The sequence below is a fragment of the Spiroplasma endosymbiont of Atherix ibis genome, assembly GCF_964020005.1.
GTDB lineage: Bacteria > Bacillota_I > Bacilli_A > Mycoplasmatales > Mycoplasmataceae > Spiroplasma_A.
On sequence record NZ_OZ026474.1, the window covers coordinates 205,269 to 218,075 of the forward strand.

Genomic DNA, 12,807 nt, shown 5'->3' on the forward strand with positions numbered 1-12,807 from the left:
ACTTTTAATGAATTATTAATTTAAACTTTTGCAAAAAATATAATTATAGTATTTTTCATAACCACTAAAAGGTTTATTTTTTTATATATAAGTGTATAATTACTAATATAAGTTTAAATTGTTTTAATAACTTTTTAAAAATAGGAGGAAGAATGAAAAAATTATTAAGTTTATTAGCATCCTTTGGTTTAGCTTTATCAGCCACTGTTAGTGTGACTGCTTGTATTACAAAAAATAATTCAAAAGATATTTCTAATTTTAAAAGTGATGATTTAAATGGAATTATAAAAGAATTTAAAGAAGAAGTTATAAAAATTTATAATAATCATATAAAAAATGAAGTTTCACAAAATTTTATAGGTTTGCCAGAGACTGAAAAAAACTACTTATTTATTAAAAAAGAAAATATAATAGCATATTCTAATAAAGAACAAGAAATAACTTTAGAAAATAAGAAACAAATAGAAAATGATGAAAATATAATTTTAAGGTCAAAATTATTAGAAGAAAAATTAAATGAACTTAAAAAAGTAAATAAATATAAAGTTATTTTAGATGAAGTTTTTTCAATTTATGATGGCATAGAAATTATTTATAATGATAATTTTAAAATAAAATCTGGAGAGTTATCTCAGGGACTTTATATAGGAAATTTTATAAATGAATATAAAATTAATATTAAATACAAAAGTACAATTGGTATTCAAAAATTTGAACTTAGAGATACTTTAAAATATACTTCAACAGAGAGTAAAATTTTTAAAGATTCAGGTGATAATTTTGTAAAAAATATTGAAAAAGATTTTTTAACTTTAAATAAAATGAAAAAGTATTCTAATTTTAAATGAAATGATATAAAAGATAATAAAAATTCTTATGAAGGATATGGTGAATTTTCTAAGGAGATAAAAAAATATATAAATACAAGTGATGAATATAAGAATAATTTAATTAATTTAATTAATTTTATTAAATCTAATTATTTTAAAAGCTTTAATAATTTAAATATAAAATTTAATCAAAACAATATTTATATAGATTCAGTTTTTAAATCTAATTTATTAAATGTTTTTGAAAATAAAAGTGCAAAGTCCTTTGAAAATTATACAAATTCAGAAAAAGTTTCTGAAAAGATTTTTAAAACAATTTTTAGAAATGATCCTAATACTGAATTAAATAAAGAATCTTTAAAAGAACTATATTTTACAAACAATAATATGGAAAAATGAAGTTCAGACTTACTTGTTTTAAAAAATAATTATCTTAAAAATTTAAAGTTGTCAGAAGAATTAGCAAATTCAATTCAAAAATCTACTGAATTTATTAATGCAGATTCAATAGGAAGCATTAAAATAAAAGGAGCAACTATTGCAATTGGTTTAGGAAATGATGAGTATATTCATGAATTATCTGATTTTAATTTATCTGTAACATATAATGTTTCTTCAAAAAAGGAAGAGAAAATTAACTTTTTAAGTGAATTTACTTCAAAAGTTTTAATAAAAGGATTACATTATTTTTATGGAATAGATTCTAGTTTTAAATATCCTCAATATAATTCAGATGAAGATTATTTAATGAATATTGGTAATAAACAAATAGCTAAAATTATTTTAGAAAAATTAGAAATTCCTAATCCTCACCTTGGAGAGACAGGTTCTTTAAGTAGTTTATTCTGATCTCTTTGAAGCAGAATTAATATAGCAGAATCAATAAAATATTTTAACAGTATAAAAATTATAAATATGCTTAAAAATAATTTTAAAAATTCAATTTTTATTTTTCCCAATTATTTAAATGATTTACAAAATTATAATAAATCTAACGATGGTATTAATTTTAATAATAAAATTGGTATGTCTTTTAATGAAGAAGATGTGTCTTTTATACCAGCAAAAGATGGGACAAAAGTTAGAAATCCTGATTCTATAACTGTTAAATTAGGCTATTTAACAGTTAACTTTAAATATGAAAAATTATTTAATTTATCTGAAAATCAAGAATCTAAAATTTTTATTAAATTTATATAAATCCAGAATTATAATTTTACAGATGCTTATAATTTTGTTTTAAGAAAGTCAAAGAAATAAACCCGGAAAAATAAATTCTACATTTTAAGAATTGATTGCACTAGCGTAAGCTGATGTTTTTTAATTCAATACTTTTTGTATTCTATTGTTATTGTATCAATTAATATATCATGAGATATGATTTGTAATTTCATCTATCTTCATGCTAGAAGTATCAATATGATTTAAATATTCACCCTTCATACAACCAAAAAAGTATTCAATTTCTCGGTTATCTAAAAAATTGCCTATTCTCGACATTGAAGTTTGTGCTTTTAATTCCTCAAGTTTTTTAAGAACTTCATTTGAGGAATATTGAGAACCGTGATCAGAATGAAATATAAAATCAGTTCTTTTTAAGTCATTAATGGTTTCTAATATTAACTTGCTATCATTATTTCTAGATATTTTTCAAGATTCAATTAATTTAGTTTTATGACTAATAGTAACAGATAAGTAAACATTATTTTCAATCGTATCAGAAGTAATATAAGAAACATTTGTTGCAATAATATTGTCTTTCTCTGGATTATAGTTTCTTTTTACTAAATTATCAAATTTAACTTATGTATTTTTATACTCAGATTTACGTTTTTTCTTACGTATTAAAGTTACCAAACCTCATCTAAACATATAATGTCTTAATGTTCTTTCATTGATATAAATATTATTAGTTGCCAATATTATTAAAAGCTTACCACTTCCATAAATTCATTTATTTTTTATAAATATTTTAGTTATAATTGGTTTCAAATAATCATATTTGTATTTTCTAATTATTTTTTGTTTATAAAATGTTGTTCTGTGTAGCATTAATATCTTAGATTTTAATGATTTTTTTAGTGTTTTATAACTATTCAAACTCTCCTTATCCTTTTTATCTCTTTGTTCTTTTATTCAACGCTCTAAAATCTCTTTCTTATTTTCTTCTGTTAGTTCATCAATTATACTAGGTATATCTCAGTCATATCTTTTCAATTTTTAGGTCTACCTGAACCTTTTACTCTTTGCAATGATTTCATACCTTTATTATCAAACAAAATTACCTTTTTTCTTATTTTAATTTTTAAATTGCCTAAATATTTGATATTTTTCTTAAATTTTATATAACACTTAACTGCTTCTTTGCTTCCTAGTTGTTTATATGAGTTTATAACTTCCAATCATTCAATTTTTGTTAATTTTTTTTGCATAAAAAAATTCTACACTTTCTTTTTTAAAAGTGTAGAATGAAGGTTCTCCCTATAGAGGGAACGTTTTTTTTTTTTTTTATCATTTTTTATTTATTCTAATTCTATCATTATTATAAAAATCTAATCATGCTCATGCTATTTTTAAGCATTGATTGATGTTTTCAATATGACATGTTCTTATAGTTTCATCTTTTAAACGACTATGAAAACTTTCATGCTTGCCATTATGATGAGGTGTTCCTGGTTTTGAATAAATTCTAATGATTTGCAAATCATTACATAAATTTATGTAGTTTTCAGAAGTATATTGATTTCCATTATCTGAATGTAATAATATTGGACCTAAATATTTTTTATTTTTATATGCCATTTTTAAAGCTTCAAGCACAAAATTTGTTTTTTGATTATCTATTCTTTTAGATTTTCCTATTATTTCTCCAGTTAAATTATCTTGAACTGTGCAAATATAACCTTTTTTTGTTTTAACTGAAAATTGAGTTATGTCACTAGTTCAAATGTTTTCAAATCCCATTTCTTTTGCTTCTTTAAGATAATTTTTTCTAATAGTTTCTTTATATTTTTTAATTTCATGTTTAGTTTGTTTCTTAATATAATATGCAATATGATTAAATTTTTTAAATATACGTTCTAATTTTTTGTGATTTATCCTAAAAGGGTCAATATAATTCAATTTAAAATATAAAGATCATCTTTTAGCACTATAAGCACTAAGAAAATTATTTTTTTCAATTTATGAAATCACTAAATTCATAATTCTTGTATCATTGAGGAAATTCATTAAAGTTTTATTTTCTTTATATGTTTATGTTCTATTGATATTTAAAATTTTGCAAATTATTGTTCGATTATATTTCGTATTTATTAATAATTCCTGAATTATTTCTTTTTGGTTTCGCCCTTGGAGACTCATTGCTTTTTTAAAATATTATTCTCCTTAATTAATTCTTTATTATAGTCGAATACAACTCCTATAAACAAATCATTTGCCTTTTGAGATATGCTGTAATCTATTTTATAAGGCAAGCGAGGTTTTGCTTCACTTATCTTTGCATTTTTATATTTGTTAATTATTGTTCCAATTGATCCATTAGTTGAGTTAAATTTTAATGCTATTTCTTTTAGAGAATAGCAATTCAAACTTAATTCAATAATTTTTTCTTTTTCTTCTTGAGTTCATTTTCTAAACTTTTGTCCTTTTTTAGCCATATATTTTTTCCTTTCTATTATTATATAAAAGTGTCTCCTAAAATGGGGGGAAGGTTCCCCGAACCTTCATTTATTTTTTCGTGTTTAAAACTTGACTTTTTTTTTTTTTTTTACAATTAGTAATATCAATTTGAATTGTTTTTAAAAAGTAGGAAAATATGAAAAACTTATTAAGTGTATTGGCAACATTTGGAGTTGTTGCTTCATCAGCTGTTAGTGTTGTTGCATGTGGTAAAAAAATAGACGATAAGAAAGTTTCTAAACCAAAAGTTGAATTAACTCAAGTAATTCAAAATTTTGAACAGGATGTGACAAAAATATGAACACAGCATTATGAAAAGGAGTTTTGCAACAAATTTAATTACTTTAGAAGATGCAAAATAACGATTATGAATTTTTAGTTAAATCAAATATTTAATATTATTTAAAACCAGAGAATAAAGATAAGGTGATATTTGAAGAAAAAATTGTTTTTTAATATAAATGAGCAAATAAAAAAATTAAAATAGTTTTAATTTTCAATTTTAAACTCTGTTAAACACAGTCTATGATTTTTTATTTTTAATTATAAAAGAATATTGGTTATAATAATTAAGGAAAATATGGAGAATAATTATTTATGAATAAATCAAAAATTAGAAATTTCAGTATAATTGCTCATATTGATCATGGTAAATCTACTTTAGCCGATAGAATTCTTGAATTAACAGGAAGTGTTGAAAAAAGAGATATGCAAGCACAACTTTTAGATTCAATGGATATTGAAAGAGAACGAGGAATTACAATTAAGTTAAACTCAGTTCAATTAAAATATAATGCAAAAGATGGAGAAAAATATATTTTTCATTTAATTGATACTCCTGGTCATGTAGATTTCACCTATGAAGTATCAAGAAGTTTAGCAGCTTGTGAAGGTGCTCTTTTAGTTGTTGATGCAAGTCAAGGAATTGAAGCTCAAACACTAGCTAATGTTTATTTAGCATTAGACAATAATTTAGAAATTGTTCCTGTAATTAATAAAATTGATCTACCAGCAGCAGAACCAGATAGAGTTAAAGAAGAAATAGAAAAAGTAATAGGAATAGATTGCTCAAATGCTCCAATGATTAGTGCAAAAACTGGTTTAAATGTAGAGGATGTATTAGAAGCAATTGTAAATTTTATACCTTCTCCATTAGAAGCAGATAATTCAAAGCCTTTAAAAGCTTTAATATTTGATTTATATTATGATAAATACAGAGGAGTTATAGTTTCAGTTAGAATTATGGATGGAACTGTAAAAGTTGGAGAAACTATAAAAATGATGCAATCAGGAGCAACTTATGAAGTTACTGAACTTGGTGTAAAAACTCCTTTTGAAGTTAAAAAAAATAGTTTAGAAGCTGGAGAAGTTGGGTGAATTGCAGCTTCAATTAAAACTGTAAGAGATGTTCAAGTTGGAGATACAATTACAACTAAAAATAATCAAGCTAAACAAGCATTACCAGGATATAAAAAATTAAATCCAATGGTTTATTGTGGTATTTATCCTGTTGATACTGCAAAATATAAAGATTTAAAAGAAGCTTTAGAAAAAATATCTTTAAGTGATGCAAGTTTAGTTTATGAACCAGAAAGTTCTCAATCATTAGGTTTTGGTTTTAGATGTGGTTTTTTAGGATTATTACATATGGATGTTATTCAAGAAAGACTTGAAAGAGAATATGATTTAACTTTAATAGCAACTGCACCATCAGTTGTTTATAAAGTAACACAAACTAATGATGAAATAATTGAAATTGATAATCCATCATTTTTACCAGATCCTCAAAAAATAAAGTTTATCCAAGAGCCTTTTGTGAAAGTTACAATTATGACCCCAGATCAGTATTTGGGTGATTTAATGAGTTTGTGTCAAGATAAAAGAGGTATTTATATTAATATTGAGTATGTTGATGATACGAGAAGAACTTTAATTTATGAAATGCCTTTAAATGAAATTGTTTTTGATTTCTTTAATAAGTTGAAATCAATGTCAAAAGGTTATGCTTCATTTGATTATGAACTAGTTGGTTACAAAACATCAAAACTTGTAAAAATGGATATTTTATTAAATGGAGATATAGTTGATGCTTTATCAAATATTGTACATAAAGATTTTGCTCAGGGAAGAGGAAGAATTTTAACTGAAAAATTAAAAGAAATAATACCAAGACAAAATTTTGAAGTACCAATTCAAGCAGCAATTGGAGGTAAAATAATTGCACGTGAAACTATCAAAGCAATGAGAAAAAATGTTTTAGCTAAATGTTATGGAGGAGATATTTCTCGTAAGAAAAAGTTACTTGAAAAACAAAAGGAAGGAAAGAAAAGAATGAAAGCTATTGGTTCAGTAGATGTTCCTCAAGAAGCTTTTATAGCTGTTCTTAAATTAGATGATTAATATGATGAAATTTTTAGTAGATTTTTCAAATGTAAACTTAGTATTTGATCAAGCATTAGAAATTAGAAAAAAAGTTTTTTGTGAAGAACAAAATTATCCTTTATATGAAGAAATTGATGAATATGATGAATTAAGTTTTCATGTTATAGGTTTTTATAATAATAAAGCAATTTGTTGTGCTAGAATTGTTAAGAAAAATGAAGAATGATATTTAGGAAGAATTGCAGTTTTAAAAAAATTTAGAAGTCAAGGAATAGGTTTACAATTAGTGAATTATTTAGTTAATTTCACAACAGATAAATTAAAAGCAGATAAAATTTATTTAAATGCACAAGAAACAGCAATTAAATTATATGAAAAAATGGGATTTAAAATTGTTTCAGAACCTTTTTATGAAGGAACTATTAGACATTTTAAAATGGCAAGATAAAATTAAATAGTTTTTTGCTTTAATTTAGCAAAGAAAATTATATAATAAACTTTAAAGGTGGGAAAGAAATGAAACAAATTAAAATCTGAAGAATTATAATAACATTAATAATTTCTATAAGTTTAATTATTATTATACCTTGAATAGATGTAATTTCTCAAAATGACCTTAAAATAAAGTATACAATTTATTTTTCGTTAAAAAATTTTTATTTAATAAATTGAATAATATTAGTTAGTGGTTTTTTATATTTTATTATTACTTTATTTTCAAATATTTTAAAAAATAAAGCAGCTAGTGTGTTTTCAGTTTTTAGTACAATTACTAGTTTTTCAATTATTATCATTTTATCATTTCATTTTATTACCTTTTATATTATGCCTTTATTTTGTTTATTGAGTATAGATTCAGTACTTTCAATTATTAGTATTTCAAAAGAACCAGCTATAAATACACAAAAAATGCAAACTGTAGTTCAAAAACAGCAACAAGTTCAAGAAAATATTATTGATAATTCTTCAAATATTAATACAACTGAAGCCAAAGATGTTTCAGAATTAAAAAATAAAATTATTAATATGAAAAGTGGATTAAGTAAATCTTATGAAGAAGCTATAGATGAAATTGAAAGAACAGGAGCATTAAACGGTCTTGATATGTCTGAATTATTGAATGAAGATAAGAGCGAAAATGAAAATAAAATAATACCTTTTTCTATTGACAATCAAGAAAATAATAGAAATTTAGATTTTAAGAGAAATAGACAATTTGTTTCATCATCAGATGAAAATTTAATTATTCAAGATCCACTAGCAAGTTATTCTAGTGATTATGAAAATAATCAACCTTCAAATTTATTAAATAAAAATTATAAATATACTTCAAGAAGAAAAGATATAGATGATAGTGAAAATTAAAGAATTTAAACAAAATAATGTTTAAATTTATTTTTATGTAAAGTAAGATTGCTAGGTGAAAAAATGAAAAAAGAAAAAAATAAAGAGCACAAACTAAGAAAAATTAATTTTAAAAATTTTAAAACAACATCAGTTTTTTTTATGATAGTTATAGTAATTTTTAGAATTACTATGATTGCTTTTTGATTAATAGCACCAATAATTTTAGCTTTAAATGTTGGATTTGATGATGGTTTAAGAACTTTAGTTGAATTTATATGAGCATTAATTTTAAAAGGAAATAATAGTACATTAGCAACTAGAATAACAATTGATGTTGCTGCACCTTTATTATGATTTTTAATGATGATTATAATGTTATTTGCAAGTGTAAAACCTTTTTTTAATAAGCTAACCTGGGGTAAAAGAGCTCATTTGGCTTTTAAATTTATTTTTTGACCAATTTTATTAACTGGTCTAATATATGGAATTTATTTTACAATTCCTTTTTATGAAATAGGAACAAAAACTAGTCCAACAGCTCCAAATGTAGATAAAACATGACAGTTATGGAAATCATTAAAAGACACATTTACACCATATAGTGGTTGAATGATTACTTTGCAATGTATTTATGCAATATTTTTTTTATTTGGTATATTCTCAATTTTTGAAGCCCATATGGTTAGAACAAGAAAATTAGATTATAGTGATTTTTTTGTTAAAGATAAATTTGCAAGAAGTTTATATAATCAAGTTATTGAAGGAAAAATTGAATTCGGAGAGTTTGATCCAGTTCAAGTTGATAAAGAAGTTAAAAGAATAAGAAAAGAAACTATTGCAGAAGAGAGAAGAGAAAAAATTGAAACTATTAAAAAAGCTGAAGAGGAAAGAATAAACAAAAGAAAAGAAAAAATGCAAAAAAAATTAAAAGGTAAAAAAACAAATGAATATGAAAAAGACACTAAGTTATAAAGGACAAAAAATAGATTATTTCTTAACTTTAAGAGATCAAAAATTTATTAGATTAAAATTAGATGATACAAATATTTATGTTTCTGCTCCATATCAAGTCTATAATTGAGAAGTTGAACAATTAATATATAGAAATATACAAAAAATTCAGAAAATAATAGATTATAGAGAAAAAAACCAGTTTTATTTGATAGCTGATGAAGGATTTATTAAAATTGATAATAAAAAAATAGTAGCTAAGTTTCTTGAAAAAATTGATAATAAAGATAAAATGAGTTTTAAAATATATGATAATAAAGAAGAAACAGTTAAAAAAATGTATAAAAAGTTAGCTATTTCTTATTTTAATTATTTTGAACAAACAATTAACAAATATAAACAAATTATGAATTTAGATTTTAAAAATTTAACAATTAAAATTATGAAAGTTAAATGAGGGGTTTGCTATCCAGAAAAATCTAAAATTGTTTTAAATACTAGATTAGTACATTTTCCTAAAATAGCCCTAGAATATGTTGTCATTCATGAATTAAGTCATTTAGTTTATAAAAATCACTCTAAGGATTTTTGAAGGCATGTAGAAAGATATATGCCTAATTATAAAAACGTAAGTGAAATATTAAAAGTCAATGTTTTATAAAGTATAATAATTTTATGGAGATAAAAATTAATGTGATGAAAAAAGGAATTTAAAAAAATAAAAAAAGAGAGTGAAAAAAAATCTAATATTTTTGATTATTCTAGTTCTATTTCAAGCAATATTATTTGAAATAGAACTATGAACGCTGTTAATCATTGAACAATAGAAAATTTATTAACTGATATTTCTAATTTTAATGAAAATATAAAAAATATTTTAAGTATTCAAGAATTACCAAATGAATTTAGTAATTACTCTGCAAAAATTGATGTAATATCTACTATTGAATTCTTTTATTTCTATCCAATGGCAAGTTATTTTAAAGAAACATATAATACAATTTCTAATAAGTTAGGAAATTATGAAGCAGCAGTTATTATCACAAGTTTAAGCAAGTTTTCTTATTATATAACTGATAAATTTTGAAAAGTATTTAATTATACTTTTGCAAATAAGGACATAAATGAAAGACCTCTTTTAAGAGTTTTTGAAGTTATGCAAAGAACCTCAGTTGAAGCAATTAATGGTATTATTGAAAAAGCACTTATGTTAATTGATAATAAAAGTATTGATTCTTATAAAAATCACTTATTAATTGAAGAAATTATTGATTTAGGTGAAGATTTTACTTATCATTGATCAAGAATGCTAGATCAAGTCATAGATTTAACAGTTGAAACATTTATTTTTCAAAAACAATATGGTCAAACTAATTTACATTCCTTTTCTTCAACTTATTCAAATTTTTTTGAAGAAGTTGACGAAGATGACTTTGAAGATTTTTTTGAAAAAACCAAAACTATTGTGTTTAATGATGCTTTTAATTATTTTGGAATTTCAAAAATAACACAGCCAAGTGAATTTAAAAAAATTTATAGAAAAATGGCAAAAGAGTATCATCCAGATATAAATTCAGATCCTAATGCAACTGTAGAAATGAAAAAAATTAATATATTTAAAGAAATAATTGAACAATATTATAATAAATATGATATTTTTTAAAAAAGAGGACAATAATAATCATGCAAAAAAAAGTTTGAAACAAATTATTTGAATCATCTCAGGATTTAATTATTAATTTTTCAGAAAATCAAAATAAATTAATTAATTATGTTAAAAAATTTAGTGAAGATTTAGTGGCTTTTTCAGAAGTATATTTTTCTGATAGAGAAGAATTTTTTAAATTTTTAAGAAGTAAATACAATAATTTTTATTTACAAGCAACTTCAATAGTCTCAAGTGCAGATTCAGTTTCTGTTATTATGCAATTAAACGAGGGAGCTAATGATTATTTAATATTAATAAATTTATTTAGACAATTATTAGTGACATTAGATACTTTAACAAGTAACTATTGATTAAAAGTTGCAGAAAAAATTAAAGATACAAAGATTATTAAAGAAATTATTAATATTTCAAATTATGCTCAATTTGAAGATGATAATAAGGTTTCAAATTCTGTTTTAAGGATTTTAGAAAAAAGTAATATAAAAATAAATGACTTTTTTAAAAATTATATGAATAAAGAACTTTGAAAGGAAATAAAGATATTAGAGTCAAAAATTTTAAATAAACCAGATGGAGATTTTGAATATTTTAAAGATTTACTTTCAAAATCAAATGATTTAGCAGATGATATGATTATTAATCTATGAGCTATTTTAGCAATTAATATCAGCTATTTAGAATTTTTAAACAATATAGTAGGTGAAAAGTAATGTATATAAAAGAATATGAAGAATACACTTTTATACAAAATGATTTAATAAGTAAAGAGATGTTTATTCTATATTCAATATTTGGTGAAGATAGTAAATTTTTAAAGACAATTCAACAAGAATGATTTGAAACAAAAGATATTGAAAAGTTTAGAGAATATATTGAATATAAGTTCGAAGAAATTGAAATAAAACAAAAACCTCAAGTTGATAGAGATAGCTTAAGTTGTCTTTTAAGAATCATGTCTATTTGTGATTGTTTTTATGAATATGAGTTTATATATAATTCAACAAGAACTTTATTTTTAGAATCAAAAAAAGAATTTATGAAAAATTTAAAACCATATGAATATGCTTTTAAAGAATTTATTGATTTAAATTATAAAGGTTTTATTGAAGAGTTAGATAGTTTAGAAGTCACAAAAAAATATTTTTCAATAATAAAAGATATTAAAAAAATAATACATAGAATCTCTGAAATAAATGAATTTTCTTTAATAATTAAAGAAACTTATAAAGTAAATGATTTACTAAATGATCTTTTAGATATCTTAGAAGAAGATGAAGATAATAGTTTTGAGTTTGGATCTGATTCAGAAGTTATTTTATATAATTTTGCAATTTATCATTTAACAAAAGTCTATTTCTCTTTATTATTAAGAGAGTATATAATTTTAGAAGAAGAAAGAATTGAAAATATAATAATTGAGGAATTTAAGCCTTTAATTGAGGAAGAAGAATTTAGATTAGCTGAAACTAAAATTATTTCAGATCAGTCTAAAGAAATTTTTTATAAAACTTTAAAAAACTAATTTTATAAAAGTTAAACTGAATTTAATAAAAAATAATTTTATTTTTTTTTATTACTTTAAAAAATAAAAATGTTAATAAAAAGCAAATAATTCTTTTTTATTTTTTAAATATTTACTTGAATGTAATTTTAACTAGTTAAGTTTAATTAATATTAATTTTTTAAAATTTTTTGTAACCCATAAAAGCGCAAAAAATTTTAAAGAAGTAAGAAAAAGATAAAAAAGTCTTTTTTTGTAAATTTTAATCAATATCTATAGTTTAAATTAAGATTTTGTATATTAAGTAAGTACAAAATTTTTATATATATTAAAAATAATAAAATTGTCAAGTTTTGACAATTTTATTATTAATTATTTTTTTCTTTTTCTTTAATTTTAAAATATAATCAAACTTCACCTTTAATATTTGACATATAATATGCTGG

The 12,807-nt window shown here is 21.8% G+C and carries 14 protein-coding genes; 10 read left to right on the plus strand and 4 right to left on the minus strand.

The features are described from left to right. Window positions 1-152 precede the first annotated feature (152 nt). The gene (locus tag AACK92_RS01115) at window positions 153-2,030 is read left to right on the plus strand and encodes a hypothetical protein (protein WP_339021215.1); all 1,878 of its coding nucleotides are present in this window, start codon (window positions 153-155) and stop codon (window positions 2,028-2,030) included. Between the two features lie 603 nt (window positions 2,031-2,633). Here AACK92_RS01115 and AACK92_RS01120 read toward each other — a convergent pair. The 4 genes from AACK92_RS01120 to AACK92_RS01135 form a co-directional block, all read right to left on the minus strand. Next, a complete protein-coding gene (locus tag AACK92_RS01120; protein WP_339021217.1) occupies window positions 2,634-3,047 on the minus strand; it encodes a hypothetical protein in 414 nt (137 codons plus the stop codon). Continuing rightward, on the minus strand, window positions 3,014-3,262 hold the full coding sequence (locus tag AACK92_RS01125) for a hypothetical protein (protein ID WP_339021219.1): 249 nt from the start codon (window positions 3,260-3,262) through the stop codon (window positions 3,014-3,016). The genes AACK92_RS01120 and AACK92_RS01125 overlap by 34 nt, the downstream gene beginning before the upstream one ends. Window positions 3,263-3,338: 76 nt before the next feature. Then, window positions 3,339-3,953, minus strand: a complete 615-nt coding sequence (locus tag AACK92_RS01130) for a DDE-type integrase/transposase/recombinase (RefSeq protein WP_339021220.1) — start codon at window positions 3,951-3,953, stop codon at window positions 3,339-3,341. A gap of 206 nt (window positions 3,954-4,159) precedes the next feature. Then, the gene (locus tag AACK92_RS01135; protein WP_339021221.1) at window positions 4,160-4,489 is read right to left on the minus strand and encodes a helix-turn-helix domain-containing protein; all 330 of its coding nucleotides are present in this window, start codon (window positions 4,487-4,489) and stop codon (window positions 4,160-4,162) included. A 158-nt stretch (window positions 4,490-4,647) separates the two neighbouring features. On the opposite strand from AACK92_RS01135, the gene AACK92_RS01140 reads away from it, so the two are divergent. The 9 genes from AACK92_RS01140 (at window position 4,648) to AACK92_RS01180 (ending at window position 12,382) form a co-directional block, all read left to right on the plus strand. Next, complete coding sequence (locus AACK92_RS01140; RefSeq protein ID WP_339021222.1) at window positions 4,648-4,890, plus strand: lipoprotein; 243 nt, start codon at window positions 4,648-4,650, stop codon at window positions 4,888-4,890. A gap of 218 nt (window positions 4,891-5,108) precedes the next feature. Beyond that, window positions 5,109-6,911 carry a translation elongation factor 4 gene (gene lepA, locus AACK92_RS01145; protein WP_339021224.1) on the plus strand — a complete coding sequence of 601 codons (1,803 nt, stop codon included), beginning with the start codon at window positions 5,109-5,111 and terminating at the stop codon, window positions 6,909-6,911. A 4-nt stretch (window positions 6,912-6,915) separates the two neighbouring features. Next, window positions 6,916-7,341 carry a GNAT family N-acetyltransferase gene (locus AACK92_RS01150; protein WP_339021226.1) on the plus strand — a complete coding sequence of 142 codons (426 nt, stop codon included), beginning with the start codon at window positions 6,916-6,918 and terminating at the stop codon, window positions 7,339-7,341. A 68-nt stretch (window positions 7,342-7,409) separates the two neighbouring features. After that, entirely contained in the window at window positions 7,410-8,258 is an 849-nt protein-coding gene (locus tag AACK92_RS01155; protein ID WP_339021227.1) for a hypothetical protein, read from the plus strand. Between the two features lie 63 nt (window positions 8,259-8,321). Then, window positions 8,322-9,212 carry a hypothetical protein gene (locus AACK92_RS01160; RefSeq protein ID WP_339021229.1) on the plus strand — a complete coding sequence of 297 codons (891 nt, stop codon included), beginning with the start codon at window positions 8,322-8,324 and terminating at the stop codon, window positions 9,210-9,212. Then, window positions 9,190-9,852: a M48 family metallopeptidase gene (locus AACK92_RS01165; protein WP_339021231.1), complete on the plus strand. Its 663-nt coding sequence runs from the start codon at window positions 9,190-9,192 to the stop codon at window positions 9,850-9,852. Before AACK92_RS01160 ends, AACK92_RS01165 begins: the two co-directional genes overlap by 23 nt. A gap of 30 nt (window positions 9,853-9,882) precedes the next feature. Next, window positions 9,883-10,854: a DnaJ domain-containing protein gene (locus AACK92_RS01170; RefSeq protein ID WP_339021233.1), complete on the plus strand. Its 972-nt coding sequence runs from the start codon at window positions 9,883-9,885 to the stop codon at window positions 10,852-10,854. A gap of 20 nt (window positions 10,855-10,874) precedes the next feature. Beyond that, window positions 10,875-11,570, plus strand: coding sequence for a hypothetical protein (locus tag AACK92_RS01175; protein WP_339021235.1), 696 nt, complete (start codon window positions 10,875-10,877; stop codon window positions 11,568-11,570). Beyond that, on the plus strand, window positions 11,570-12,382 hold the full coding sequence (locus AACK92_RS01180; RefSeq protein WP_339021236.1) for a hypothetical protein: 813 nt from the start codon (window positions 11,570-11,572) through the stop codon (window positions 12,380-12,382). The genes AACK92_RS01175 and AACK92_RS01180 overlap by 1 nt, the downstream gene beginning before the upstream one ends. Window positions 12,383-12,807: the final 425 nt, after the last annotated feature.